General features: G+C 66.4%; 27 protein-coding genes. 22 read left to right on the top strand and 5 right to left on the bottom strand.

Annotated features, from left to right (window positions below; genetic code table 11):
- The first annotated feature begins 349 nt into the window (after positions 1–349).
- The 15 genes from ORI27_RS30980 to sppA all read left to right on the top strand — a co-directional run bounded on the left by ORI27_RS30980 (position 350) and on the right by sppA (position 12,017).
- Positions 350–1,384 carry an IS110 family RNA-guided transposase gene (locus tag ORI27_RS30980; protein WP_266001012.1) on the top strand — a complete coding sequence of 345 codons (1,035 nt, stop codon included), beginning with the start codon at positions 350–352 and terminating at the stop codon, positions 1,382–1,384.
- A gap of 303 nt (positions 1,385–1,687) precedes the next feature.
- Positions 1,688–4,039, top strand: coding sequence for an arylsulfatase (locus ORI27_RS30975; protein WP_266001011.1), 2,352 nt, complete (start codon positions 1,688–1,690; stop codon positions 4,037–4,039).
- A gap of 21 nt (positions 4,040–4,060) precedes the next feature.
- Positions 4,061–4,738 carry a hypothetical protein gene (locus ORI27_RS30970; RefSeq protein ID WP_266001010.1) on the top strand — a complete coding sequence of 226 codons (678 nt, stop codon included), beginning with the start codon at positions 4,061–4,063 and terminating at the stop codon, positions 4,736–4,738.
- Positions 4,739–4,742: 4 nt separating this feature from the next.
- Positions 4,743–5,621: a formylglycine-generating enzyme family protein gene (locus ORI27_RS30965; RefSeq protein WP_266001009.1), complete on the top strand. Its 879-nt coding sequence runs from the start codon at positions 4,743–4,745 to the stop codon at positions 5,619–5,621.
- 248 nt (positions 5,622–5,869) lie between these two features.
- Positions 5,870–6,238: a 50S ribosomal protein L14 gene (gene rplN, locus ORI27_RS30960; RefSeq protein ID WP_067091049.1), complete on the top strand. Its 369-nt coding sequence runs from the start codon at positions 5,870–5,872 to the stop codon at positions 6,236–6,238.
- A complete protein-coding gene (gene rplX, locus ORI27_RS30955; protein ID WP_266001008.1) occupies positions 6,239–6,556 on the top strand; it encodes a 50S ribosomal protein L24 in 318 nt (105 codons plus the stop codon). It begins immediately after the preceding gene.
- 2 nt (positions 6,557–6,558) lie between these two features.
- A complete protein-coding gene (gene rplE, locus ORI27_RS30950) occupies positions 6,559–7,122 on the top strand; it encodes a 50S ribosomal protein L5 (protein ID WP_266001007.1) in 564 nt (187 codons plus the stop codon).
- Positions 7,123–7,126: 4 nt separating this feature from the next.
- Positions 7,127–7,312 carry a type Z 30S ribosomal protein S14 gene (locus ORI27_RS30945; protein WP_047329118.1) on the top strand — a complete coding sequence of 62 codons (186 nt, stop codon included), beginning with the start codon at positions 7,127–7,129 and terminating at the stop codon, positions 7,310–7,312.
- 73 nt (positions 7,313–7,385) lie between these two features.
- On the top strand, positions 7,386–7,784 hold the full coding sequence (gene rpsH, locus ORI27_RS30940) for a 30S ribosomal protein S8 (RefSeq protein ID WP_163746655.1): 399 nt from the start codon (positions 7,386–7,388) through the stop codon (positions 7,782–7,784).
- A gap of 14 nt (positions 7,785–7,798) precedes the next feature.
- Positions 7,799–8,338, top strand: a complete 540-nt coding sequence (gene rplF, locus ORI27_RS30935; protein ID WP_266001005.1) for a 50S ribosomal protein L6 — start codon at positions 7,799–7,801, stop codon at positions 8,336–8,338.
- A 42-nt stretch (positions 8,339–8,380) separates the two neighbouring features.
- Positions 8,381–8,749, top strand: coding sequence for a 50S ribosomal protein L18 (rplR, locus tag ORI27_RS30930; RefSeq protein WP_266001013.1), 369 nt, complete (start codon positions 8,381–8,383; stop codon positions 8,747–8,749).
- A 25-nt stretch (positions 8,750–8,774) separates the two neighbouring features.
- Positions 8,775–9,485 (top strand): 30S ribosomal protein S5, encoded by a 711-nt coding sequence (gene rpsE / locus ORI27_RS30925; RefSeq protein WP_323055696.1) that lies wholly within the window; start codon positions 8,775–8,777, stop codon positions 9,483–9,485.
- A 2-nt stretch (positions 9,486–9,487) separates the two neighbouring features.
- Entirely contained in the window at positions 9,488–9,670 is a 183-nt protein-coding gene (rpmD, locus tag ORI27_RS30920) for a 50S ribosomal protein L30 (RefSeq protein WP_266001003.1), read from the top strand.
- The gene (gene rplO / locus ORI27_RS30915) at positions 9,667–10,110 is read left to right on the top strand and encodes a 50S ribosomal protein L15 (RefSeq protein WP_266001002.1); all 444 of its coding nucleotides are present in this window, start codon (positions 9,667–9,669) and stop codon (positions 10,108–10,110) included. The genes rpmD and rplO overlap by 4 nt, the downstream gene beginning before the upstream one ends.
- Positions 10,111–10,208: 98 nt before the next feature.
- Positions 10,209–12,017, top strand: coding sequence for a signal peptide peptidase SppA (sppA, locus tag ORI27_RS30910; protein ID WP_266001001.1), 1,809 nt, complete (start codon positions 10,209–10,211; stop codon positions 12,015–12,017).
- 44 nt (positions 12,018–12,061) lie between these two features.
- On the opposite strand, the gene ORI27_RS30905 is transcribed toward sppA, so the two are convergent.
- Genes ORI27_RS30905 through ORI27_RS30885 form a run of 5 tightly spaced genes read right to left on the bottom strand, consistent with a single transcriptional unit; the run spans position 12,062 to position 16,641 of the window.
- The gene (locus tag ORI27_RS30905) at positions 12,062–12,973 is read right to left on the bottom strand and encodes a class I SAM-dependent methyltransferase (protein WP_266000999.1); all 912 of its coding nucleotides are present in this window, start codon (positions 12,971–12,973) and stop codon (positions 12,062–12,064) included.
- 9 nt (positions 12,974–12,982) lie between these two features.
- Positions 12,983–13,885 (bottom strand): SAM-dependent methyltransferase, encoded by a 903-nt coding sequence (locus ORI27_RS30900; protein WP_266000997.1) that lies wholly within the window; start codon positions 13,883–13,885, stop codon positions 12,983–12,985.
- A complete protein-coding gene (locus tag ORI27_RS30895; RefSeq protein ID WP_266000996.1) occupies positions 13,885–14,814 on the bottom strand; it encodes a class I SAM-dependent methyltransferase in 930 nt (309 codons plus the stop codon). Before ORI27_RS30895 ends, ORI27_RS30900 begins: the two co-directional genes overlap by 1 nt.
- Positions 14,815–14,818: 4 nt before the next feature.
- The gene (locus tag ORI27_RS30890) at positions 14,819–15,724 is read right to left on the bottom strand and encodes a class I SAM-dependent methyltransferase (RefSeq protein WP_266000995.1); all 906 of its coding nucleotides are present in this window, start codon (positions 15,722–15,724) and stop codon (positions 14,819–14,821) included.
- Positions 15,721–16,641: a class I SAM-dependent methyltransferase gene (locus ORI27_RS30885; protein ID WP_266000994.1), complete on the bottom strand. Its 921-nt coding sequence runs from the start codon at positions 16,639–16,641 to the stop codon at positions 15,721–15,723. The genes ORI27_RS30890 and ORI27_RS30885 overlap by 4 nt, the downstream gene beginning before the upstream one ends.
- 284 nt (positions 16,642–16,925) lie before the next feature.
- Between ORI27_RS30885 and secY the strand changes: the two genes are divergently transcribed.
- From secY to ORI27_RS30850, 7 genes are all read left to right on the top strand, one after another.
- Positions 16,926–18,251 carry a preprotein translocase subunit SecY gene (gene secY / locus ORI27_RS30880; protein WP_266000993.1) on the top strand — a complete coding sequence of 442 codons (1,326 nt, stop codon included), beginning with the start codon at positions 16,926–16,928 and terminating at the stop codon, positions 18,249–18,251.
- Positions 18,248–18,793 carry an adenylate kinase gene (locus tag ORI27_RS30875; RefSeq protein ID WP_266000991.1) on the top strand — a complete coding sequence of 182 codons (546 nt, stop codon included), beginning with the start codon at positions 18,248–18,250 and terminating at the stop codon, positions 18,791–18,793. The genes secY and ORI27_RS30875 overlap by 4 nt, the downstream gene beginning before the upstream one ends.
- 6 nt (positions 18,794–18,799) lie before the next feature.
- The gene (gene map, locus ORI27_RS30870; protein WP_266000990.1) at positions 18,800–19,597 is read left to right on the top strand and encodes a type I methionyl aminopeptidase; all 798 of its coding nucleotides are present in this window, start codon (positions 18,800–18,802) and stop codon (positions 19,595–19,597) included.
- Between the two features lie 140 nt (positions 19,598–19,737).
- Positions 19,738–20,253 (top strand): sigma-70 family RNA polymerase sigma factor, encoded by a 516-nt coding sequence (locus ORI27_RS30865; protein ID WP_266000989.1) that lies wholly within the window; start codon positions 19,738–19,740, stop codon positions 20,251–20,253.
- The gene (locus tag ORI27_RS30860) at positions 20,250–20,969 is read left to right on the top strand and encodes an anti-sigma factor family protein (RefSeq protein ID WP_266000988.1); all 720 of its coding nucleotides are present in this window, start codon (positions 20,250–20,252) and stop codon (positions 20,967–20,969) included. Before ORI27_RS30865 ends, ORI27_RS30860 begins: the two co-directional genes overlap by 4 nt.
- A gap of 457 nt (positions 20,970–21,426) precedes the next feature.
- On the top strand, positions 21,427–24,198 hold the full coding sequence (locus ORI27_RS30855) for a phosphatidylinositol-specific phospholipase C domain-containing protein (RefSeq protein ID WP_266000987.1): 2,772 nt from the start codon (positions 21,427–21,429) through the stop codon (positions 24,196–24,198).
- Between the two features lie 99 nt (positions 24,199–24,297).
- The gene (locus tag ORI27_RS30850) at positions 24,298–24,810 is read left to right on the top strand and encodes a MarR family winged helix-turn-helix transcriptional regulator (RefSeq protein WP_266000986.1); all 513 of its coding nucleotides are present in this window, start codon (positions 24,298–24,300) and stop codon (positions 24,808–24,810) included.
- Positions 24,811–24,973 lie beyond the last annotated feature (163 nt).

Raw genomic sequence — 24,973 nt, 5'->3', positions numbered from 1 at the left:
GCACATCGGTTCCGACAACAACCATGGTGGTTGCCTCCTTCACTCCGTGGATGGGTGTTGAGGTTGGACCGGCCGGCGGACACATCTCAGTCGGGGCGATGCCACGCTCCTGACTTGTTGAATCGAGGGCGGACGCCGCACGGATCTTTGGACTCGTAGCGTCCAAGGGTGCCGGACGGCATTGGCTCGCACTGCTCCTTGCCGCCCGACGGGCTGGCCCATTGATAGCGTGCCACCGCCGTCCGGCACCCTCGCGGTGTGGCTCGACAGAGGCATGCAAGCACGTCGACTTGAAGTCAGGTTGCCCACCGCGTATCTCCAATTCCCTCAAGCGTAAGGACGGCCGCCTGTGATCCTGATCGGTATCGATCCGCACAAATCCACCCACACTGCGGTAGCCATCGACAGTTCGGGCAAGAAGATCGCCCAGCGCCGATTCCCGGTCCATGCAGGCACTTTCGGTCAGCTGATGGCGTGGTCGCAGCGCTGGCCGCAGCGTCGGTTCGCCGTGGAGGGTGCGCGCGGTCTGGGCCGCGGCCTGGCTCAGCAGCTCGCTGCCGGCGGTGAACACGTCGTCGATGTGCCGTCGACGCTGTCGGCGCGGGCCCGGATGCTGGGCACCGGTGGAGACCGTAAGACCGATGCCGCCGATGCGCTTCACGTCGCCCAAGTCGCGTTGTTTCGGCCCGACCTTCACCAGGTGCGCGCTGAAGATCAGACCACGATCCTGCGGCTGCTCACCGAACGCCGAGACGACCTCGTCAGTGAACGCACCCGACTGCTCAACCGACTCCACGTACTGCTGCGCGACCTGACCCCCGGAGGTGCCCCGACGGACCTTTCGGCCGCCAAGGCCGCTGAGATTCTCCGGCGGCTGCGGCCAGCCACCGCCACCGACTGCTGCCGGCGAGACCTCGCCCGCGACCTCATCGTCGACCTGCGTCGGCTGAACAGCTCCATCAAGAACAACGAACTCCAGATGCGAGATGCCGTTGACGCCAGCAGAACCACACTGACCGACCTGCCCGGAATAAGCACCGTGCTGGCTGCGAAAGTGCTCGGCCACGTCGGCGACATCGACCGCTTCCCGACCGAACACCACTTCGCCAGCTACACCGGCAGCGCACCGCTGGAAGCCTCCAGCGGCAACACCACCAGGCACAGGCTCAACACCGGCGGGAACCGATCTCTCAACTGCGTGCTGCACATCATCGCCACCTGCCAAATCCGCGACCCCGGGCTTGGTCAGGACTACTACCGCCGCAAGATCGCCGAGGGAAAGACACCCGCAGAAGCCCGCCGCGCGCTCAAACGCAGACTCTCCAACGTCGTCTACCGTCGACTGAAACGCGACCAACGGAACCTTCTTCCCAGTGCTGCTTGACACACAGAGGCGCTATCAAGTCACGCCGGTCGGTCCGTCCCACCCGATGCCGGCAGTACTGCTCCAAGCCAACCCAACGGCGGCAGACGCAAAGGGAGCCAGACACCAGGTGAAACGGAACCAACCACCGCACCACAGCCCTGTCATGCAGGCACGCCGTAACACGGCAACCAAAGACTGACACTGAGACGTAAACGGCCCCACACGCCCAGCGTGTCGGGGCCGTTTACGTCTGCTCGTGGTCATGCCAGACTCGTGTCTGCTCGGCATCACAGGTGTCGTCTTGAGGATTGGGGAACGCGTATGGCCAAGGAGTTCAACGGCAAGATCGAGCTGGACATTCGTGATTCCGAGCCGGACTGGGGTCCCTACGCGCCGCCGACGGCGCCCGAGGGCGCGCCGAATGTGCTCTACCTGGTGTGGGACGACATCGGCATCGCGACATGGGACTGTTTCGGCGGATTGGTGTCGATGCCGGCCATGACGCGGATCGCCGAGCGCGGTGTGCGGCTCTCGCAGTTCCACACCACCGCACTGTGTTCCCCGACCCGGGCGTCACTGCTGACGGGCCGCAACGCCACCACGGTGGGGATGGCCATGGTCGAAGAGTTCACCGAAGGTTTCCCCGGAATCAACGGTCGCATTCCCGATGACACCGCACTGATTTCGGAGGTGCTCGCCGAACACGGCTACAACACGTATGCCATCGGCAAATGGCACCTCACCCCGATCGAGGAGTCCAATCTCGCGGCCACCCGGAGGCACTGGCCGCTGTCGCGCGGCTTCGAGCGGTTCTACGGCTTCATGGGTGGGGAGACCGACCAGTGGTATCCCGAACTGGTCTACGACGGCCACCCCGTGGAGCCGCCGGCGACCCCGGAGGAGGGCTATCACCTCTCGAAGGATCTGGCGGACAAGGCAATCGAATTCATCAGGGACTCCACGATGGTCGCCCCCGACAAGCCGTGGTTCACCTACTTGTGCCCGGGTGCGGGCCATGCCCCGCACCACGTGTTCAAGGAGTGGGCCGACAACTATGCCGGCGCGTTCGACATGGGTTACGAGCGCTACCGCGAGATCGTTCTGGAGAACCAGAAGAAGCTCGGCATCGTGCCGCCCGAGACCGAGTTGTCCGGGGTCAACCCGTACGGGGATGTGACCGGGCCCAACGGTGAGCCGTGGCCGGAGCAGGACACGGTGCGCCCCTGGGATTCCCTCGATGACGAGGACAAGCGGCTGTTCGCCCGGATGGCCGAGGTGTTCGCCGGGTTCCTCTCCTACACCGACGCCCAGATCGGCCGGGTTCTCGACTACTTGGAGGAGTCCGGGCAACTGGACAACACCATCATCGTGGTGATCTCCGACAACGGCGCCAGTGGTGAGGGCGGGCCGAACGGATCGGTCAATGAGGGCAAGTTCTTCAACGGCTATATCGACACCGTCGAAGAGAGCATGCGCTTCTTTGACGAATTGGGTTCGCCGACAACATACGGCCACTACCCGATCGGGTGGGCGATGGCGTTCAACACGCCTTACAAGCTCTACAAGCGCTACGCGTCCCATGAGGGCGGTATCGCCGACACCGCGATCATCTCCTGGCCCAACGGAATTGCGGCGCACGGTGAAGTCCGCGACAACTATGTCAACGTCTCCGACATCACGCCCACGATCTACGACCTCCTTGGTATTGCCGCGCCGCAGACCGTCAAGGGCATCACCCAGAAGCCGATTGATGGTGTGAGTTTCAAGGCGGCACTGGATGGTTCGTCCGCCGACACCGGTAAGGAGACTCAGTTCTACACGATGCTGGGAACCCGTGGTATCTGGCACAAGGGCTGGTTTGCCAACACGGTGCACCCGGCCTCGCCGTCGGGCTGGTCGCATTTCGACGCCGACCGCTGGGAGCTCTACCACATCGAGAACGACCGCAGTCAGTGTCACGACGTCGCCGCCGAGCACCCGGACAAGCTCGCCGAGCTGCAGAAGCTGTGGTTCTCCGAGGCCGAGAAGTACAACGGCCTACCGCTGTCCGATCTCGGCGTGTTCGAGATGATCGCCCGTCTGCGGCCGTCGCTGGCCGGTGACCGGCCCAGCTACGTCTACTACCCGAACACCGCTCCGGTGGCGATGGGTGCCTGCGTGTTGGTCGCCGGCCGGTCGTTCTCGGTGATGGCAGAGGTCAGTATCACCAGCCCGGATGTGCAGGGAGTACTGCTCAAGCAGGGCGCCGGTCACGGCGGGTACGTGTTGTTCGTCGCCGACGGGCGGCTGCAGTTCGTCTACAACTTCTTCGGGGAAGAGGAACAACGGGTGACCGCGCCCGATCCGCTGCCGCTGGGTGACCACATCCTCGGTGTGGGCTATGTGCGGACCGGCACGGTGGACGGCAGTCACACACCGCTCGGCGACGCCACCCTCTACGTCGACGGCGCCGCGGTGGCCACCCTGCCCGGCGTGCGGGCTCATCCCTTCACCTTCGGGTTGGCCGGCGGTGGGATCAGCGTGGGCCGCAACCTCGGCCAGGCGGTGTCCACCGCGTATGCGGCGCCGTTCGAGTTCAGCGGGGGAACCATCGCCCGAGTGGTCGTCGACGTGTCGGGCAGTCCCTACGTGGACGCGGAGCGCCAACTCGCGGCGGCCTTCGCCAGGGACTGACAGCCACGTCATACTGGTGGGGTGACTCGGCTGGTGTGCGCCGCCGCGGCGGTCGTGATGCTGGCCGTCCCGGGCGTTGCCGCGTGTGCGCGCAACAGTGACGGGACAGCGGTGCGTGTCGAAGCGTCGACGTCGACGTCACCGTCGACCAACACCGACGCCCCCGAGTCGTCGGAACCGGGGGTGTTGGAGACCACCCGGGTGCCCATCCCGCCGGACACGACGGTGTGCCAGCGCGAGCAGCCCGGACCGACGGCGGTGGCCGCGGTCGCCGACCGCGGCGCCCCCCAGATCAGGGTGAGGGTGCCGCCGGGATGGTCGTCGACACCAGGCACCGGTGACGTCGGTGCCGTGTTATCCGGGCCGGACGACATGGTCGCCGACGTCACCATCGCCGCCACTCCGCTAGACCCGGCCGCCGCTTTCACGCGCTACGGCGACGACGTGATGGCCAAGTATCCGATCAGCACGCTGAGCCTGCTGCCCGGCGATTTCTGCGGCTTCAGCGGGCAGAAACTGATAGGCACCTGGGCCAGGGATCCCGACGAATCGCTGGAGTATCAGGACCGCATCGCCCACATCTGGACCAACAACGGGAACTATCTGGTCGCCGTGCACGTGGAGGCACCGTCAGGGGCTCCCGGGTTCGACGCCGCCGCCTCGATGTTGACCGACGACTTCGGCGTCGTCATACCCTGAAGTCATGCTCAGTGAGCTCGTCGCGGTGCCCGGCGGGTCGTTCCGGATGGGTTCGACCAGCTTTTACCCCGAAGAAGCGCCGATCCACACCGTGACCGTCGATGCTTTCGAGATCGAGCGGCATCCGGTCACCAACGCCCAATTCGCCGAATTCGTCGCCGCCACCGGGTACGTCACCGTTGCCGAGACTCCCCTCGACCCGGCGTTGTACCCCGGCGTCGCCGAGGCCGATCTGGCCCCCGGCGCGTTGGTGTTCCGACCGACCCAGGGCCCGGTGAATCTGCGCGACTGGCGGCAGTGGTGGGACTGGGCGCCCGGCGCGAGCTGGCGCGCCCCGTTCGGGCCGGGCAGCGATATCGCCGACAAGCCGGACCACCCGGTCGTTCAGGTCGCTTATCCCGACGCCATCGCCTACGCCCGCTGGGCGGGCCGGCGGCTGCCGAGCGAAGCCGAGTGGGAGTACGCGGCCCGGGCCGGCGGTACGAGCCTCTACGCCTGGGGTGACGAGCCGACGGTCGGGGGAGCGTTGATGGCCAACACCTGGCAGGGCCATTTTCCGTATCAAAACGACGGCGCATTGGGATGGGTGGGAACCTCACCGGTGGGGACCTTCCCACCCAACGGGTACGGCCTGGTCGACATGATCGGCAACGTCTGGGAATGGACCACGACGCGGTTCTCGGCCCATCATCGGGTGGAGCAGAAGAATTCCTGCTGTCCACCCCCCACCGAACCTGATCCAGCCGTCAGCCAGGCCCTCAAGGGCGGTTCGCATCTGTGCGCACCGGAGTACTGCCACCGGTACCGGCCGGCCGCGCGTTCGCCGCAATCACAGGACAGCTCGACCACCCATATCGGCTTCCGCTGCGTGGTGGACGCCTGACCTGCACCGAGATCGACGTAATGCCGCGATCCACTCGCACTTCGCCTGCCAATCGTCGGTTTGGGCGGAAGAAACTGCACGGATTTGGAGCTTTTGGGCTCGTCACCTAGTATTTAGGGGTTGCCTAGGGCAGACCTCGGTTATCTCCACGTGAGAAAACCCCGCGTGCTCTTTGGGTGACAAGAACAAGACCGCGCACGTCAGGTCGGTATCTGCCGTGCACACAATAACCAGGTCGAGGAGATCTAGTGATTCAGCAGGAATCGCGGCTCAAGGTCGCCGACAACACGGGCGCCAAGGAGATCTTGTGCATCCGGGTTCTGGGTGGCTCGTCGCGGCGCTACGCCGGCATCGGCGATGTCATCGTGGCGACCGTCAAGGACGCCATCCCCGGTGGCAACGTCAAGCGTGGTGACGTGGTCAAGGCCGTCGTCGTGCGCACCGTCAAGGAGCGCCGCCGCGCCGACGGCAGCTACATCAAGTTCGACGAGAACGCCGCGGTCATCATCAAGCCCGACAACGACCCGCGCGGCACCCGCATCTTCGGCCCGGTCGGGCGCGAGCTGCGTGAGAAGCGCTTCATGAAGATCGTCTCGCTGGCCCCGGAGGTTTTGTAAATGAAGGTCCACAAGGGCGACACCGTGCTGGTCATCGCAGGCAAGGACAAGGGCGCCAAGGGCAAGGTCCTGCAGGCTTACCCGACCCGTAGCCGGGTCCTCGTCGAGGGCGTCAACCGCATCAAGAAGCACACCGCGCAGTCCGCCAACGAGCGTGGCGCGCAGTCGGGCGGCATCGTCACCCAGGAGGCGCCGATCCACGTTTCCAACGTGATGGTGGTCGACTCCGACGGCAACCCGACCCGCATCGGCTACCGCACCGACGAGGAGTCCGGCAAGCGGGTTCGCATTTCCAAGCGCAACGGCAAGGACATCTGAGCATGACGACCGCAGAGAAGGTTCAGCCCCGGCTGAAGGCGCGCTACCGCGGAGAGATCCGCGATGCGCTCAACAACGAGTTCAACTACGCCAACGTGATGCAGATCCCCGGCGTGGTCAAGGTCGTCGTCAACATGGGTGTCGGCGACGCCGCCCGCGACGCCAAGTTGATCAACGGCGCGGTGAACGATCTGGCGCTGATCACCGGCCAGAAGCCCGAGATTCGCAAGGCCCGCAAGTCGATCGCACAGTTCAAACTGCGCGAGGGCATGCCGATCGGCGCGCGGGTGACCCTGCGTGGCGACCGGATGTGGGAGTTCCTCGACCGGCTGGTGTCGATCGCACTGCCGCGTATCCGCGACTTCCGCGGCCTGAGCCCCAAGCAGTTCGACGGCCACGGCAACTACACCTTCGGGCTCGCCGAACAGTCGGTGTTCCACGAGATCGACGTGGACTCCATCGACCGGCCCCGCGGCATGGACATCACCGTCGTCACCTCGGCGACGAACGACGACGAAGGTCGGGCGCTGCTGCGCGCGCTGGGCTTCCCCTTCAAGGAGAACTGAGCAGATGGCAAAGAAGGCACTGGTCAACAAGGCCAATAAGAAGCCGAAGTTCGCGGTGCGGGCGTACACCCGCTGCAACAGGTGCGGACGTCCGCATGCCGTGTACCGCAAGTTCGGCCTGTGCCGAATCTGCTTGCGCGAGATGGCCCATGCCGGCGAACTGCCCGGCGTGCAGAAGTCCAGCTGGTAACAGACCCCTACAGAACAGGTGCGCAGCAGGCCCAGACCGGGAACCGCTGCGAGGAAGGTAGACAGGCCCAGTCATGACCATGACGGACCCGATCGCAGACTTCTTGACACGTCTGCGCAACGCCAATTCGGCGTATCACGACGAGGTGACCCTGCCGCACAGCAAGATCAAGGCGAACATCGCCGAGATCCTCAAGCGCGAGGGTTACATCAACGATTTCCGGACCGAGGATGCTCGGGTCGGCAAGTCGTTGGTTGTCTCACTCAAGTACGGCCCCAACCGGGAGCGCAGCCTCGCCGGGTTGCGCCGGGTGTCCAAGCCCGGCCTGCGGGTGTACGCGAAATCCACCAATCTGCCGCGAGTGCTTGGCGGCCTGGGTGTGGCGATCATCTCCACGTCCTCCGGCCTGTTGACCGACCGCCAGGCGTCCCGACAGGGCGTCGGCGGCGAAGTCCTCGCTTACGTGTGGTGAGGGAGGCTTAGGACATGTCGCGTATTGGAAAGCAGCCGGTGACGATTCCCGCCGGTGTTGATGTGACGATCGACGGTCAGAATCTGTCGGTCAAGGGCCCCAAGGGCACGCTGCAGCTCGCGATCGCCGAGCCGATCACCGTGTCGCGCAACGACGATGGCGCCATCGTGGTCAGCCGGCCCGACGATGAGCGGCGCAGCCGCTCGCTGCACGGGCTGTCGCGCACGCTGGTGTCCAACCTGGTGACCGGTGTGACCCAGGGTTACACCACCAAGATGGAGATCTTCGGCGTCGGTTACCGCGTGCAGCTCAAGGGCAGCAACCTCGAGTTCGCGCTCGGGTATAGCCATCCCGTGGTCATCGAGGCACCGGAGGGCATCACCTTCGCGGTGGAGACGCCCACCAAGTTCTCGGTCACGGGTATCGACAAGCAAAAGGTCGGCCAGATCTCGGCGAACATCCGTCGGCTGCGTCGCCCGGACCCGTACAAGGGCAAGGGCGTGCGCTACGAGGGTGAGCAGATCCGCCGCAAGGTCGGAAAGACAGGTAAGTAAGCCATGGCTCAAGCACAGAAAGCAGCCACCGATCGCACACCGATCGGCACGAGCGCCTCGGCGGCACGCCGGGTTTCGCGACTGCGTCGGCATGCCCGGCTGCGCAAGAAGGTCGTCGGCACCGCCGCCCGGCCCCGCCTCGTGGTCAACCGCTCGTCGCGGCACATCCACGTTCAGCTGGTCAACGATGCCGAGGGCATCACGGTCGCCGCGGCCTCGTCGATCGAGGCCGACGTCCGCGCGGTCGAGGGCGACAAGAAGGCCCACAGCGTGCGGGTCGGTCAGCTGATCGCCGAGCGTGCCAAGGCCGTTGGTGTCGAGGCCGTGGTCTTCGACCGCGGCGGCAACACCTACGGCGGACGGATCGCGGCGCTGGCCGATGCCGCCCGCGAGAACGGACTCAAATTCTAATGACCATGATCAAGGGAAGGACCGCATGATGGCGGAGGAGACCGCAGCCGGCAGCACGCCGGATACCGGCGCCCCCTCAGCCGGCACCCGCACCGACACACAGCGCGGCGGACGCGACGACCGCGGTGGCCGAGGCCGCCGCGATGATCGTGGCGATCGCGGACGCGGCGGACGCGACGGCGGCGAGAAGAGCAACTACCTGGAGCGGGTTGTCACGATCAACCGGGTTTCCAAGGTGGTCAAGGGTGGTCGGCGATTCAGCTTTACGGCCCTGGTCATCGTCGGCGACGGCAATGGTCTGGTCGGCGTCGGCTACGGCAAGGCCAAAGAGGTGCCGGCCGCGATCGCCAAGGGTGTCGAGGAAGCCCGTAAGAACTTCTTCCGCGTCCCGCTGATCGGTGGCACCGTTACCCATCCCGTCCAGGGCGAGGCAGCGGCCGGTGTCGTCATGCTGCGCCCGGCCAGCCCCGGTACCGGTGTCATCGCCGGTGGCGCGTGCCGTGCGGTGCTGGAATGCGCTGGCGTGCACGACGTTCTGGCCAAGTCGCTGGGCAGTGATAATGCGATCAACGTGGTGCATGCCACCGTCGCCGCGCTCAAGCTGCTGCAGCGTCCCGAAGAGGTGGCGGCCCGACGGGGGCTGCCGATCGAAGACGTCGCGCCGGCCGGCATGCTGCGCGCGCGTCGGGAGAGCGAAGCGCTGGCTGCTGCAGCCGCGCGTGAAGGAAGCGCATAACCATGGCAGAGCTGAAGATCACCCAGGTCCGTGGCATCGTTGGTGCCCGCTGGAAGCAGCGCGAGAGCCTGCGGACCCTGGGACTGCGCAAGATTCGCCAGTCGGTGGTTCGCGAGGACAACCCGCAGACGCGCGGACTCATCAACGTCGTGCACCACCTCGTTCAGGTGGAGGAAGTCAAATGAGCGTCATCAAACTGCACGACCTGAAGCCGGCTCCCGGCTCGAAGACCGCGAAGACTCGCGTCGGTCGCGGTGAGGGCTCCAAGGGTAAGACGGCCGGTCGTGGCACCAAGGGCACCAAGGCCCGCAAGAACGTGCCGGTGACCTTCGAGGGCGGGCAGATGCCGATCCACATGCGGCTGCCCAAGCTCAAGGGTTTCCGTAACCGGTTCCGCACCGAGTACGCCGTCGTCAACGTGGGCGACATCAACAAGGCCTTCCCGCAGGGCGGCACCGTCGGTGTCGACGAGCTGGTGGACAAGGGCCTGGTTCGCAAGAACGTGCTCGTCAAGGTGCTCGGCGACGGCAAGCTGACCGCCAAGGTCGACGTCACCGCGCACAAGTTCAGCGGCAGCGCCCGCGAGGCCATCACCGCTGCGGGCGGTTCGGCCACCGAGCTGTAAGTTCTCGCGAGCAGACGCAAAGGCTCCCGCACGCATGGCGTGTCGGGAGCCTTTTGCGTGTGCCGGGCGGCAGGGCCGGCCACGGTAGCCTCGAGAGTATGTTCGCCTTTCTGCCCGCCGTTCCCGGTGCCGACGACATCCGCGACGCGCTGCGCCGCATCGACACCGCCCGGCACCACGGGGTGCCCGACGGCTGCGTCCTGGAGCTCGACCTGCAGTCCATCCCGCCGGAGGCCAGCGGCTTCGATCCGCTCACCTTCATCACCGGTGGTGGGCGGACGATGCTGCTGCGCGACGCAGTCGCCGCCATCCACCGCGCCGCCGAAGATCCGCGGGTAGCGGGTCTGATTGCCCGGGTACAGCTTTCGGCCGCGCCTGCCGGGCCGGTGCAGGAGTTGCGTGCGGCCATCGCGGCCTTTACCGAGGCCAAGCCTTCGCTGGCGTGGGCCGAAACCTATCCGGGCACCCTGTCCTACTACCTGGCCTCGGGTTTCGCCGAGGTGTGGATGCAGCCGACGGGCACCGTGGGACTGGTCGGTTTCGCCACCAATGCGCTGTTCCTGCGGGACGCGCTGGGCAAGGCGGGTATCGAAGCCCAGTTCATCACCAGAGGCGAGTACAAGTCGGCGGCCAACCTGTTCACCCAGGACCACTACACCGAGGCCCACCGCGAAGCCGACTCGCGACTGATCGCCAGCTTGCACAGCCAGGTGTGGCAGGCCATCGCCGAGTCACGGCACCTTGATGTCGCGGCCGTCGACGAGCTGGCCAACCGGGCGCCCCTGTTGCGCGACGACGCGGTCACCGGCCATCTGGTCGACCGCATCGGGTTCCGCGACGAGGCCTACAGCCGCATCGCCGAACTCGTTGGGGTGGAGGGGGTCTCGCCGGAGACCGGTGATGCCGATTCCGATGACAACGCCCCGCCGCGGCTGTACCTGTCCCGGTATGCCCAGACCCGCAAGAGCGGGGCGCCGGTCCCGATGCCTCCGATCCCGTCGATGCCCGGCCGTAAGAAGCGCCCGAGGATCGCGGTGGTCACGGTCGCTGGGTCCATCGTCGGCGGCCGCGGCGGCCCACAGGGCCTCCCGTTCGGGCGCTCGAGCGCTGGTGGTGACACCATCGGCGCGGCGCTACGGCAGGTCGCCGCCGACGACGAGGTGGCCGCGGTGGTGGTGCGGGTGGACAGTCCCGGCGGGTCGGTGACGGCTTCGGAGACGATCTGGCGGGAGGTGACCCGGGTACGGGCCAAGGGCAAGCCCGTCGTGGCCTCGATGGGTGCGGTGGCGGCTTCGGGCGGCTACTACGTCGCGATGGGCGCCGACGCGATCGTTGCCAACCCGGGAACGATCACCGGCTCCATTGGTGTGCTCAGCGGCAAGCTGGTCGCCCGCGAGCTCAAGGAACGGCTCGGGGTCGGGTCGGACAGCGTGCGCACCAACGACAATGCCGACGCCTGGTCGGTCAACGCGCCGTTCACCCCCGAACAGCAGGCCCTGGTCGAGGCCGAGGCTGATCTGTTCTACACCGATTTCGTGCAGCGGGTTGCCGAGGGTCGTCACATGTCGGTGGAGGCGGTCGACGCGGTGGCCCGGGGCCGGGTGTGGACCGGCGCCGACGCCCTGGGACATGGCCTGGTCGACGAGCTCGGTGGACTGCGAACGGCGGTGCGACGGGCGAAGGTGCTCGCCGGCATCGACGTCGATGCCGAGGTCGACCTGATCAGCTATCCGGGCTCGTCGTTACGGGATTTCCTGCGTCCCAAGCCGTCGTCGCAACCCGCGGCGGCCTCGTTGCCCGAGGCGGTGACCGCGCTGCTCGGCCAGTCGGTCAAGGGCGTGCTGGACCAGGGTGAGCGAGCGTTGTCCGGTAATAGCCTGCTGTGGCTGGGCGACAGCCGGTTCTAGCCGCCGCGCCACTTGCCGGAGATCGGCGATCTCGCGGCGGCAGGTCACCCCAGAGTGGCGCTGACGTAGACGATCTCGCCGAGCGGATCGTTGCCGTCGCGCACCGGTGGTCGCAATCCGTTCTGGCCGAACAGTTCGTCGGTGGGGATCCCGGTGACCTCCCAGCCCGTGGCGCGCAGGTACTCGATGACGTGGCTTCGCGGGCCGGAGTAGACCAGCGATGCCATGTCCAGGTCCAAGCCCTGATCGCGCACGTTAGCCGTCATCGAGGTGGCCTTCTCGGCATCGAAATCCATGATGCCGGGCACGTATTCGGTCGCCACGGCACTGCCGGGTGCGCTCAGCGAGGTGATGGTGTCGAACAGCCGGTCCTGGGCTTCGGGCGGCAGGTAGATCAGTAATCCCTCGGCTAGCCACGCGGTGGGCACACTGGGGTCGAAGCCGGTGCCTTGCAGAGCGGCGGGCCAGTCCTCGCGCAGGTCGATGCCGACGGTGCGGCGCTGCGCGGTGGGCTGCGCGCCGAGTTCGTCGAGCACGCCGGTCTTGAACTCGATCACCTTGGGCTGATCGATCTCATACACGGTGGTGCCCGCCGGCCACGGTAGCCGATAGGCGCGTGCGTCCAGGCCGGAAGCCAGGATCACCGCCTGACGGATACCGCCGGCCGTGGCCGAGGTGAAGTAGTCGTCGAAGAACTTGGCGCGCATGGCCATCCCGTTGATCATGGACTGCACCCGCTCGGGGGTGACATCGCCGAACGTGGTCGGGTCCAGCTCGCCGTCCATCATCTTGACGAAGAAGTCGATGCCGACGGCGCGTACCAGCGGCTCGGCGAACGGGTCGTCGATCAGGTGCAGTGGATCCTTGGTGGCCATCGCGCGACCGGCCGCCACCATCGTCGCGGTGGCGCCCACGCTGGATGTCAGGTCCCAGCTGTCGTCGTCAGTGCGAGTCATTGCCGTCTCCTAGGAAAGTGTCGCCGAGATGTACTGGAAACCGCTGAACTGCTCGGTCATTTCGTCGTCGTTGCTCTCGAATCCATTGGTCTCGAATAGTTCCTGCACCAGGTCGCCGGTGACCCGCCAGCCCAGGACGCCGAGGTAGTCGATCACGTGGCTGCGTTCGCCGTGGTAGACGAGGTCGGCGAGGTCGTCGTGGAATCCGAGCTTGCGCCACCGCTCCTGGCCGTCGCGATCCGCGTCGTCTGTTTCACCGGTGAACGCCCCCATGCTGGGCATGAACTCGGTGGCCAGCCTGCTGCCGACCGGGCTGAGCGCGGTGATGTGGTCGAACAACCGATCCTGGGCTTCCGGTGGCAGGTAGATCAGCAGGCCCTCGGCGATCCACGCGGTCGGCCGAGCCGGATCGAATCCGCTGGCGCGCAGCGCCCCGGGCCAGTCCTCGCGGAGATCCACGCCAACCGTGTGCAGGCCGGCGGTCGGCGTGGCACCGAGACCGCGCAGGGTGGACGTCTTGAAGTCGATGACCCCCGGCTGGTCGATCTCGAAGACTGTGGTGTCGGCCGGCCACGCCAGCCGATAGGAGCGGGTGTCGAGGCCCGATGCCAGGATGACCGCCTGCCGGATGCCGTCGGCAGCGGCCTCGATGAGGAAGTCGTCGAAATACCGTGTGCGCACGGCCATTCCCTGCGCCATCCGTTGCAGGTCGGTTTCCGTGTGGTCGCCGGCGATGTGTCCGTCGAGGATTCGCAGGAACATCTCCATGCCCACCGCCTTGACCAGCGGCTCGGCCCACGGATCGTCGATCAGGTTTGCCCGGTGGGCCAGCGCACGGGATGCGGCAACCGCCGTCGCGGTGGCGCCCACTCCGGACGCCAGATCCCAGGTGTCGCCGTCGGTACGCGCCATCACCGCTCCCTGACGCGGGTTGCGGTCAGGTAGCCCGCATTGTCGCTGAACTTGAGTGTCAGCTCGTCTTCGGGAAGCTCGAAACCGTTGGCGGCATAGGCTTCCCGAGTGGTCTGCGTGCTGATCCGCCAGCCGCGTGCGCCCAGGTAGTCACTGACCGCATTGCGCTCGCCGTCGTAGAGCAGTGCCGGCAGGTCGATGTCGGAGCCGATGCGTGCCGACCAGTCCTTGAACCGGTCGCGCCAGGCGTCCGGCAGTGTCACGCCCGCGGCCATGAACTCGGTGGCGAAACGGCTGTCCGGGGCCGACAGCGCAGTGATGTTGTCCAACAACCGATCCTGGGCTTCAGGTGGCAGGTAGATCAGCAGGCCTTCGGCGATCCATGCCGTCGGTTGGGTGGCATCGAAACCCTTCGCCTGTAACGCGGTAGGCCAGTCCTCGCGCAGGTCGATACCGATGGCGCGGCGATCGGCGGTCGGGGAGACGCCCTGATCGGCCAGCACGCGGGACTTGAACTCGACGACCTGGGGCTGGTCGAGTTCGAACACCACCGCGCCGGCCGGCCAGCTCATTCGGTAGGCGCGGGTGTCCAACCCGGAGGCCAGGATCACCGCCTGGCGCACCCCGTCGCGCGCGGCATTGGTGAAGACGTCGTCGAAGAACCTGGTCCGCACCGCGATCTGCTCGGTCATCCGGCGGCGGTTGAGCATCGGGTCGTCCTCGACGGTTCCCTCGCCGTTGGCCACCTTGATCATCGATTCCAGTCCAACCGCTTTGACCAGCGCGTCGGCGTAGGGGTCGTCGATCAGTGCGCCCGGGCCCTGGGATGCCAGGGCCCGCGACGCCGCCACCGACGTCGCGGTGGCGCCCACACTGGATGCCAGGTCCCAGGTGTCGCCGTCGTATCGGATCGATTGAGTCTCGCTCATGGTGCTACTTTCGAATTGCGGTGACGGACGAGGAGTTTCGCAGTGTGGCGTTGAGGTCACCGGCTGCGAACTCCCGACCGTGGAGGGCGAACATCTCGGCGCGGCTGCGGGCGCTGACCTGCCAGCCCTGCCCTTCCAGATAGCCGGGGACGGCATTGCGCTCACCGGTGTAGAACAGGTCGGCCATGTTGAGGTCCAGCCCCAAATCCCGCCAACGGTCGCTGATCATCTTCGATCGGTCGGCGATACCGGCGCCGCCGTCCGGGTGGTACTCGGTGGCGAGCCGACTGCCCGGCGCGGACAGCGCGGTGATGTTGTCGAACAGCCGGTCCTGCGCATCCGGCGGCAGATAGGCCAGCAGGCCCTCGGCGCTCCACGCGGTCGGCTTCGTATCGTCGAAACCCTTGGCGCGCAGGGCGGCCGGCCAGTCCTCCCGCAAGTCGACACTCACCATGCGGAGTTCGGCGGTGGGGGAGGCGCCCAGTGTGGCCAGCGTTTCGGTCTTGAACTCGATGACCTTGGGCTGGTCGATCTCATAGACCATCATGCCGGCCGGCCAGGCGAGCCGATACGACCGGGAATCCAGGCCGGAGGCCAGGATGACGGCCTGTCGCACTCCGGCTCGACCCGCCTCGAGGAAGAAATCGTCGAAGAAGCGGGTCCGCACCGCCATCACGTCGGTCATCACTTGTGCGGTGCCCTCGGTGTCGACGGCTGCCATGTCGATGTCGCCGTCGACAATCTTGGTGAAGATGTCGATGCCGACGGCGCGCACCAGCGGCGCGGCGAACGGGTCGTCGATGAGGGCGTTCTCTTCCCGGCTGGCCACCGCGCGGGCCGCGGCCACCATGGTGGCGGTGGTTCCGACGCTGGTGGCCAGGTCCCAGGAGTCGGCGTCGCTGCGGGTCACCGGGCACCGCCGTACACCGCGCTGAGGTAGTAGAGCTTGCCCATCGGCTCGTCGTCGTCGAAGGTGCCCCGCTGGCCGGCTGCCAGCAGGTCGTTGACTCCGGCGGTGTCGACCTGCCAGCCGTGGCCGGTCAGGTACTCGCTGGCCTCGTTGCGTTCACCCAGGTACACCAGGCTGCCGAAATCGAGGTCGAAGCCGTTCTTGCTCCACTGCTCCGAGATCTCCTGCATCCGCTCGCGCGACTCCTCTTGTTCGGCCGGGTTCGACGGCGGTGCGGTGTCGATGGCGATCCGGCTGCCCGGTGCGGACAGCTCGGTCACGGTGTCCAGCAGGCGGTCCTGTGCCTCCGGGGGGAGATAGCCCAGCAGACCTTCGGCGCTCCACGCCGTCGGCGCCTGCGGGTCGAAGCCCGCCTCCCGCAGTGCGGTGGCCCAGTCGAAGCGCAGATCCATGGCCACGGTGCGGCGATCACACGTCGGCGCGGCGCCCTGCGCGGCCAGGGCCTGGGTCTTGAATGCGATGACCTCCGGCTGGTCGATCTCGAAGACGACCATGTCGGCCGGCCAGTCCAGCCGGTAGGCGCGCGAGTCGAGTCCAGAGGCCAGGATGACGACCTGCCGGATCCCGGCCTCGGCCGCGTCGACGAAGAACTCGTCGAAGAACTTGGTCCGCACCGCCATGTTGTCGGTCATCCGGGTCACGCCCATGGCCGTCTGCTCATCCGGGGCGGGGAGGGCGCCGCTGGCCATCTTGGTGAAGAACTCGATGCCGACGGCCCGCACGAGCGGTTCGGCGAAGGGGTCGTCGATCAGAGGTTCGGTCTCCCGGCTCGCCGCGGCACGGGCGGCGGCCACCAGCGTCGCGGTGGCTCCCACGCTGGATGCCAGGTCCCAGGTGTCGTTGTCGGTGCGCGTCATCCTCAGCCCTCTACTGCCGCAACCTATAGTTAGCTCGTATAACCACTAGCGACTGTACGCGATTCCCGCTGTAGGTCCGCTGTGAGCGCACCACGCCCCGGCCGCGCCCATCCGCGGATTCCCGCCCTGCCTGGGCCTACTGTTACTCTCGTAGACTGTTTGAGCGCGCGATGCTGCAGGTGCGAAACCCGGCGGCGATCGGTGCAAGGCAGGATTACCCGAACGCTGGCCAGACCAGCCCCATTGGCACGCTGAGACTCCCGTCCGGCTGCCCAGGAGGAAGAGTGCTCTCGGCTTTCATCTCTTCGCTCAGGACGGTCGACCTGAGGCGAAAGATCCTGTTCACGCTGGGGATCGTGATCCTGTACCGAGTCGGCGCGTCACTGCCGTCCCCCGGGGTCAACTACAAGAACGTCCACCAGTGCATCGAGCAGGTCAGCGGTGGCGCCGGGGCGCAGATCTACTCGCTGATCAACCTGTTCTCCGGCGGTGCGCTGCTGCAGTTGACGGTGTTCGCGGTGGGCGTAATGCCCTACATCACCGCCAGCATCATCGTGCAGCTGCTGACGGTGGTGATCCCGCGCTTCGAACAGCTGCGCAAAGAAGGTCAGGCCGGCCAGGCCAAGATGACCCAGTACACGCGCTACCTGTCGATCGCGCTGGCCATCCTGCAGGCCACCAGCATCGTTGCGCTGGCCGCCAACGGCGGTCTGCTGCAGGGCTGCACGCTGGACATCATCAACGACCAGAGCATCTTCGCCCTGGTGCTCATCGTGCTGGTGATGACCGCGGGCGCCGCCCTGGTGATGTGGATGGGCGAGCTCGTGACCGAGCGTGGCATCGGTAACGGCATGTCGCTGCTGATCTTCGCCGGCATTGCGGCCCGCATCCCCGCCGAGGGCAAGAGCATCCTGGACAGCCGCGGCGGCCTGGTGTTCACCGCGGTCTGCGCCGCTGCGCTGCTGATCATCATCGGCGTGGTCTTCGTCGAGCAGGGCCAGCGCCGTATCCCCGTCCAGTACGCCAAGCGCATGGTCGGCCGGCGGATGTACGGCGGCACCTCGACCTACCTGCCGCTGAAGGTCAACCAGGCCGGCGTCATCCCGGTCATCTTCGCCTCGTCGCTGATCTACATCCCGCACCTGATCACCCAGCTGATCCAGAGCGGACGAACCACCCCGAGTAACGGCTGGTGGGACCGCTTCGTCGCCAACTATCTGACGAACCCCGCCGATCCCGTCTACATCAGCATCTACTTCGGCCTGATCATCTTCTTCACGTACTTCTATGTGTCGATCACGTTCAACCCCGACGAGCGTGCCGACGAGATGAAGAAGTTCGGTGGCTTCATCCCGGGCATCCGACCCGGCAAGCCCACCGCTGACTACCTCCGCTTTGTGTTGAACCGGATCACCCTTCCCGGCTCCATTTACCTGGGTGTGATCGCCGTCCTGCCGAACGTGTTCCTGCAGATGGGGAACAGCGGTGGCGTCCAGAACTTGCCGTTCGGCGGTACAGCGGTTCTGATCATGATTGGCGTCGGTTTGGATACGGTCAAACAAATCGAGAGCCAGCTCATGCAGCGCAACTACGAAGGGTTCCTGAAGTGAGAATCGTTTTGCTTGGCCCGCCGGGCGCGGGAAAAGGAACTCAGGCGGCCAAGCTGGCGGACAAGCTCGGGGTGCCGCACATCTCCACCGGTGACCTGTTCCGGCACAACATCAGCACCGGCACCGAACTCGGGCTGGAGGCCAAGAAGTACCTCGACGCCGGTGACCTGGTCCCGGCCACGCTCACCAATGCGCTGGTCGATGACCGGCTCGACGACGCCGACGTCGCCGGCGGTTTCATCCTCGACGGGTTCCCCCGCTCGGTCGAGCAGGCCGAGGCGCTCAAGCAGATGCTCGGACGGCGTGCCCTCAAGTTGGACGCGGTCGTGGAGTTCCGGGTGCCCGAGGACGAGCTGGTCACCCGGCTGATGGCCCGCGGCCGCGACGACGACAACGAAGACACCATCCGCAACCGGTTCAAGGTCTACCGCGACGAGACCTCCCCGCTGCTGGACTACTACCAGGACGAACTCAAGACCGTCGACGCCGTCGGTGGCCTCGACGAGGTGTTCGCCCGGGCGCTGCACGCACTCGGCCGCTGACGCTCGATGGTTTCGCTGCCCGGATTGCGCAATCGCAAAACCGTTCCCGCCCGCACGCCGGGTGAGCTGGATGCGATGGCCGCCGCCGGGGCCGTGGTGGCCGCCGCCCTGCGGGCGGTCCAGGCCACGGCCGCACCCGGAGTGTCCACCAAAGAGCTTGACGACGTCGCCGAGACGGTGATCCGGGAGGCGGCCGGCATCCCGTCGTTCCTCGGCTACCACGGGTACCCGGCCAGCATCTGTTCGTCGGTCAATGACCGTGTGGTGCACGGTATTCCGGTGCCGGATGAGAAGCTCGCCCTCGGTGACCTGGTGTCGATCGACTGTGGTGCGATCATCGACGGCTGGCACGGCGATGCGGCCGTCACCTTCGGGATCGGACCGCTGATCGCGATCGACGAGGCATTGTCCGCGGCGACCAAGCAGTCGATGGAAGCCGGGATCGCGGCGATGGTTCCGGGCAACCGGCTCACCGACGTCTCACACGCCATTGAGACGGGCACTCACGCCGCCGAGCGGACCTACGGCCGGAAGTTCGGCATCGTCGCGGGCTACGGCGGCCACGGGATCGGCCGGCAGATGCACATGGACCCGTTCCTGCCCAACGAGGGCGAGCCCGGTCGCGGGCCGATGCTGGTGGCCGGATCGGTACTGGCGATCGAACCGATGCTGACCCTGGGCACCACCAAGACCCGGATCCTGGCCGACGAATGGACCGTCGTCACCGCCGACGGGTCGCGTGCCGCGCACTGGGAGCACACCGTGGCGGTGACCGATGACGGGCCGCGCATTCTTACTGTCTAGCGTTTGCCGAGATCGTCACCATGGCTGTTGATGGGCCCGCATCACGACCCTGAGCCCGATTTCGAGGCCGGACCCCGCGCCGCGGGGCACACTTTGAACCAGATGTCCACCGGTTACGTGTCTTCGCCGGGAGGTTGATCATGGACGACCCGGAGGCAGCCCTGGTCCGGGTGCTCTACCAGGAGCACGCGGCCGCACTGTGGCGCTACGCGCTACGGCTCACCGGGGATCCGGCGCGCGCCGAGGACGTGGTGCAGGAGACGCTGCTGCGGGCCTGGCAGCACCCCGAGGTGACCGGCGATGCCGAGCGTTCGGCGCGGGCATGGCTGTTCACGGTGGCTCGCAACATGATCATCGACGACCGCCGCAGCGCGCGGTCTCGCAAGGAGACCGACTCGCTGGACACCGAGGGGGCACCCGAACCCGCCGGACCCGACGAGGTCAATGCCGCGCTGGACCGGTTACTCATCGGTGACGCGTTGGCCCAGCTCTCGCCGGATCATCGGGCAGTCGTGCGCCGCTCCTACTATCTTGGCTGGACCACGGCACAGATCGCCGCCGACCTTCAGATCGCCGAGGGAACGGTGAAGTCGCGGCTGCACTACGCGGTGCGCGCGCTTCGCCTGACGCTGCAGGAGATGGGGGTGACCCGGTGAAGGATCCGCACGATCAGTACGAGACGTGGGATGCCGCCTACGTGCTGGGGTCACTGTCGAGCAACGAGCGCCGCGAGTACGAAACGCATCTGGCCGGATGCGATTCCTGCCGAACGTCCGTCGGTGAGCTCAGCGGCATGCCCGCCCTGCTCGCCATGCTGAGCCCCGACGACGTTGCCGCCATCGACACCGGCGATACCGAACCGCCGCCGCTGCGCCCGCAGCTGCTCGATGGCGTGCTCTTCGAGGTGCGCCGTCGCCGCCGGCGTGGGCGGTGGATCACCTGGACGGTGGCCGCGGCGGCCGCAGCCGTTCTGGCCGTCGGGATCCTCGTCGCCATCAAGCCGGCGACGTTCGGGACGCCGCATCCCGCCCAACAGGTTTCGACGACGGCAGTTGCCATGACGCCGGTGATGCCGTCCTCCTTCGAGGGGACGGTCGAGGTGACCCCCATGGGGTGGGGCACGCACGTCGAGATGACGTGTATGTACCACGAAGAGAGCGGCGCCGGCGCAGGAGAGGCGCAAGACGGGGACAAGTTGGCGATGTATGCGGTCGGCCGTGACGGCAGCCGTGTTCAGCTGGCGACCTGGATGGCCCATGAGGGCGAGTCGGCGTCGCCGACCGGCAGTACATCGATGCCGATGGCGAAGATCGCTGCGGTCCAAGTGGTCGCGTTCGATACCGGTGAGGTGCTACTGCAGCACAGCCTGTAGCACCCAGCTGTCATTGGCGATCAACGACCCCGTGGTCAATCCGCGTGCAGGTGAATCGCATTCAACAGCTACCCGACGAGTTGTTCAACGCTGCCCCAGCAAACCGGTGTAGCGGTGCGCGATGGTTTACGCTCAGTCCGTCGTCGCGCAGTAGGGCAACGTTGCTCCCGTGACGTCCACCCGTAGGGTCAGCGAAGGGGATGCCGTAGTGCATTGCGCCAGATCTATCGGTCAGATTGCGGCACTAGCGGTTGGCCTGGGAGTGGCAGCGGCGGTAGCGGATCCAGCCGTCGGCTATGCCGCGCCGGGGGCGTCGGACACGTCGTCGGCAGCGGGGAGCTCGACCGGCACCGAATCGGCGCGGGGCAACTCAAAACGACCCGGTACAGCGGGTACCGCGAATCATCGTGGGGGACTCGCCGATTCACGATCGCCTCGGCTCCGCCATCCGACGTCGATGACGGTGCGCAGCTCCGGCGGCGCGCGCACCTCGATTGTGACGGTAGACGGCGACACCGAGCCGGCGGCGGCGAGCAGCGACCAGGACAAGGGCGAAGCGAGCTCGCCGGTCGAGTCGTCCGACAGCGCAGCGCCATCCTCGCCATCTCGGGTTGCGGTTGCGCGGCCGATCAACCTCGAGGTGGCGACACCTCCGGTGTTCAAGGCCGCGTCCGATGTGTTGACCGCCATGCTCGGCGGCGGGGCACCTGCGGGTGCTCCTTCGCCGGCTCCTTCGCCGGCGTTGTGGACGTTGGCCGCTTCTGCGCGCCGAGAGATCGGTGTGGTCGAGGACGTAGCGTCGCCGGTCAGCCCGGTCGCGGCCAGCCGGGTGGTGGCGGCCGCGGCCGTCGCGGTGCCCGATGTGCTGAATCCGGGGTCGTGGCAGGGCTGGATCAGCGGGGTCATCACCCAGATCGAAGCCGATGTCCAGGCGGCGCAGGTGTGGGTGAGCACCTATGTGAATCTGCGGCCGTGGTACGACGGTTCGCTGCTGCCCGCCCCGCTGCGGCCGATCTTCTTCCACGCCACTCCGGTCGCCGGCCCGATGCAGGTTGAACTGGACCTCGCCGACGGCGAAACCAGCGACCCCATCACGTTCACCGCCACCGACGCCGACGGAACCCGACTGCTCTACTCGGTTCCCGATAAGGGCATGCCCGGCGGTCCCAGCCACGGAACCGTCGTCGTCGACAACGCCACCGGAACGTTCACCTACACCCCCGACGAGACGTTCACCGGCACTGACAGCTTCGCGTTCATCGCCAGCGATGCGACCAGCATCCATTTCCATGCCTGGGCGGACCTGGTCAACGCTGCCTTCGGCATCCTCGACACCGGTCTGCTCGGAGGACACCGCGACACGGCGACGGTGACGATCTTCAACAACGTCGACATCAAGGATGTCGACACCGCTCAATACACCGATGTCACTGGCGATTTCAGCGTGCTGACCTACAACGTCGCCGATTCGGGTCTGCTCAACCCCGTTGCGGCTGTCTCGCGTCTGGCGGACACCCTCGCAATCAGTACGCTGTTGAACAAGTTTGACGTGGTCAACGTCCAGGAGGACGTGTCCTACCACATGGCCCTGCTGGCCAAGACGGTCTTTCCCGATCAGACTGCGCCGCAGATCCCCAGCTGGCTGGGGCCCGTCGGAGCGCTGTTCTCCGATGGACTCAACACCTTCTCGGCCTTCCGCATCGAGAGTCTGTCCCGCCAAGAGTGGGATCTCGGTCAGAACCCTTTGACCCCTGACGGTTTCACGTATTCGCGGATACACATTCCCGGTGGCTCCTCGATCGATCTCTACAACATCGACACCAACGGCGGTTCTGTGACCAACGCTGATCTCGAGCAGTTGTCGACGTTCATTCAGACGTACTCGATCGGGCGCGCGGTCATCGTGATGGGCGACTTCGGTCAGCTCTACTCCGACGCCGGTCAGACACTGAGCCAGTTCGCCGCCGACAATGGCCTGACCGACGCGTGGGTGGAGAGTCAGTACGGAGGTGTCACCCCCGCGGACGCACCGTCATGCGCCTACGACAACGACTGCGAGCAGCCCGACAAGGTCTTCTACCGCGACGCCGCTCTGTTGGATCCCAACGATCCGCTGTCGAGCCCGGTGCAGCTGACGGTGAGCAGCTACGTCAACGAGGGCCTGAACTTCCTGAGCAGTGACGGCACGGATCTGTCCGATCACCGGCCGGTGTCGGTGACGTTCAGCTACAGCCTGGATGCGATCGGGCCGCAGAACGTCGACCCCGAGAACTGGATGGCGACGCTGCCGGGAATCGACACACTGCCGTTCACCCAGCTGCCGATCCCGGGCAGCCACGATTCGGGGAGTTATGGGATCGTGGCCTCGGCGCCGTGGGCACTGACGGGGATTTCCGACTTCGGGGTGCTGGCGCAGCTGCCCCCGCTGATCGAGCAGTACATTGTGAAGCCGATCGCGGCGGCGTGGTCCAAGACGCAGTCCGAGGACATCCTCGGCCAGCTCAACGAAGGCGTCCGCTACCTCGATCTGCGGCTGTCCAACGAGCCCGACGGCAATATCTACATCGAACACGGTCTGCGGGGTCCGTCGATCGACGTCGTGCTGCAGGACATCGCCGACTTCGCCTACGCACATCCGCAGGAAGTGATCGTCGTCTATGCGCAGCGGTTCACGAACTTCGATACCGATACCCATGCTGAATTCGTCGACATGCTCAACGACAACTTCGGCGACCGGATGGCGCCGGCCTCGATGACCACATCGGCCACGCTGCAGGACTATTGGGCCATCGACAAGAACATCATCGTCGTCTACAACAACAGTGCGACCGTCGCCGGCGACCCGAATCTGTGGGCCGACAGCACCCTTTATCGGCCATGGCCCAACACCCCGTCGATGCAGGAGCTGCTCGTCGCGAACTGGCAGAACTACGACTCTCGGCCGGCGGGGTCGATCTGGGGCATGTTCGGCGAGCCGACCGAGAACGTGACCAACATCGTGATGGGCATCCTCTGGCTCGGGACCAGGTCGCTGGAGGAATTCATGGCCAACGCGCACCCCTACGACCAGCAGTGGATACGAGTCGACTTCAAGGACAAGGTCAACCTCGTCACCGCTGACTGGTTCGACACCTCCTGGCCCGCCGGCTCCGAGTACTTCCGCGATGTCATCGCAGCCGCCTACGAAACCCTCGACACCCGACTCGCAGTGAATGGCAGCGCCCTATAGGGAGATTCGCGCCAGTGCGGATCGGGTGATCGTGGCCTGCGGTGGCGGGCGTGTCGGTAGTGCCCTGCGGCGGCACGACGATGCGGTATGAATGGGCGGATGCCTGCCGATTCAGCCGCTTCTGACAAGCCGGACCCGATCGCCGCGGCGCGCCGGAATTGGGAGCGCGCCGGGTGGGGCGATGTCGCCGAGGGGATGGTCGCGGTGACCTCGGTGATGCGGGCCCACCAGATCCTGTTGGCCCGGGTGGAGAATGCGCTGCGGCCCTACGATCTGAGCTTCTCCCGGTTCGAGCTGCTGCGCCTGCTGGCGTTCAGCCGGACCGGTGCGCTGCCGATCACCAAGGCGTCCGACCGGCTGCAGGTGCATGTCACCAGCGTCACCCACGCCATCCGGCGGCTGGAGGCCGACGGGCTGGTCAAGCGGGCGCCGCATCCCACCGACGGGCGCACCACGCTGGTCCAGATCACCGACCTCGGCCGCTCGACGGTGGAGGACGCCACGGCGACGCTCAACGAGCAGGTGTTCGCCGACATCGGGGTATCACCGGCCGAAGCGCGCGCGCTGGTGGCATCGATCGAGACGTTGCGTCACCACGCCGGCGATTTCTGAGTGCCGAGCAGACGCAAAGGCTCCCGACACAACGGCGTGTCGGGAGCCTTTGCGTCTCAGTGTCAGTCTTTGGTTGCCGTGTTACGGCGTGCCTGCATGACAGGGCTGTGGTGCGGTGGTTGGTTCCGTTTCACCTGGTGTCTGGCTCCCTTTGCGTCTGCCG

This window comes from Mycobacterium pinniadriaticum (assembly GCF_026242045.1).
GTDB lineage: Bacteria > Actinomycetota > Actinomycetes > Mycobacteriales > Mycobacteriaceae > Mycobacterium > Mycobacterium pinniadriaticum.
Note: the sequence above shows the minus strand (reverse complement) of the source record. Positions and strands in the feature narration are given on the sequence as shown.

Excerpts from the sequence above, each read along its gene's own strand:
- ORI27_RS30975 (WP_266001011.1), top strand. The coding sequence starts at position 1,688 with ATGGCCAAGGAGTTCAACGGCAAGATCGAGCTGGACATTCGTGATTCC.
- ORI27_RS30965 (WP_266001009.1), top strand. The coding sequence starts at position 4,743 with ATGCTCAGTGAGCTCGTCGCGGTGCCCGGCGGGTCGTTCCGGATGGGT.
- rplX (WP_266001008.1), top strand. The coding sequence starts at position 6,239 with ATGAAGGTCCACAAGGGCGACACCGTGCTGGTCATCGCAGGCAAGGAC.
- rplE (WP_266001007.1), top strand. The coding sequence starts at position 6,559 with ATGACGACCGCAGAGAAGGTTCAGCCCCGGCTGAAGGCGCGCTACCGC.
- ORI27_RS30945 (WP_047329118.1), top strand. The coding sequence starts at position 7,127 with ATGGCAAAGAAGGCACTGGTCAACAAGGCCAATAAGAAGCCGAAGTTC.
- rpsH (WP_163746655.1), top strand. The coding sequence starts at position 7,386 with ATGACCATGACGGACCCGATCGCAGACTTCTTGACACGTCTGCGCAAC.
- rplF (WP_266001005.1), top strand. The coding sequence starts at position 7,799 with ATGTCGCGTATTGGAAAGCAGCCGGTGACGATTCCCGCCGGTGTTGAT.
- rpsE (WP_323055696.1), top strand. The coding sequence starts at position 8,775 with ATGATGGCGGAGGAGACCGCAGCCGGCAGCACGCCGGATACCGGCGCC.
- rpmD (WP_266001003.1), top strand. The coding sequence starts at position 9,488 with ATGGCAGAGCTGAAGATCACCCAGGTCCGTGGCATCGTTGGTGCCCGC.
- rplO (WP_266001002.1), top strand. The coding sequence starts at position 9,667 with ATGAGCGTCATCAAACTGCACGACCTGAAGCCGGCTCCCGGCTCGAAG.
- sppA (WP_266001001.1), top strand. The coding sequence starts at position 10,209 with ATGTTCGCCTTTCTGCCCGCCGTTCCCGGTGCCGACGACATCCGCGAC.
- ORI27_RS30905 (WP_266000999.1), bottom strand. The coding sequence starts at position 12,973 with ATGACTCGCACTGACGACGACAGCTGGGACCTGACATCCAGCGTGGGC.
- ORI27_RS30900 (WP_266000997.1), bottom strand. The coding sequence starts at position 13,885 with ATGGCGCGTACCGACGGCGACACCTGGGATCTGGCGTCCGGAGTGGGC.
- ORI27_RS30895 (WP_266000996.1), bottom strand. The coding sequence starts at position 14,814 with ATGAGCGAGACTCAATCGATCCGATACGACGGCGACACCTGGGACCTG.
- ORI27_RS30885 (WP_266000994.1), bottom strand. The coding sequence starts at position 16,641 with ATGACGCGCACCGACAACGACACCTGGGACCTGGCATCCAGCGTGGGA.
- map (WP_266000990.1), top strand. The coding sequence starts at position 18,800 with ATGGTTTCGCTGCCCGGATTGCGCAATCGCAAAACCGTTCCCGCCCGC.
- ORI27_RS30865 (WP_266000989.1), top strand. The coding sequence starts at position 19,738 with ATGGACGACCCGGAGGCAGCCCTGGTCCGGGTGCTCTACCAGGAGCAC.
- ORI27_RS30855 (WP_266000987.1), top strand. The coding sequence starts at position 21,427 with ATGACGGTGCGCAGCTCCGGCGGCGCGCGCACCTCGATTGTGACGGTA.
- ORI27_RS30850 (WP_266000986.1), top strand. The coding sequence starts at position 24,298 with ATGCCTGCCGATTCAGCCGCTTCTGACAAGCCGGACCCGATCGCCGCG.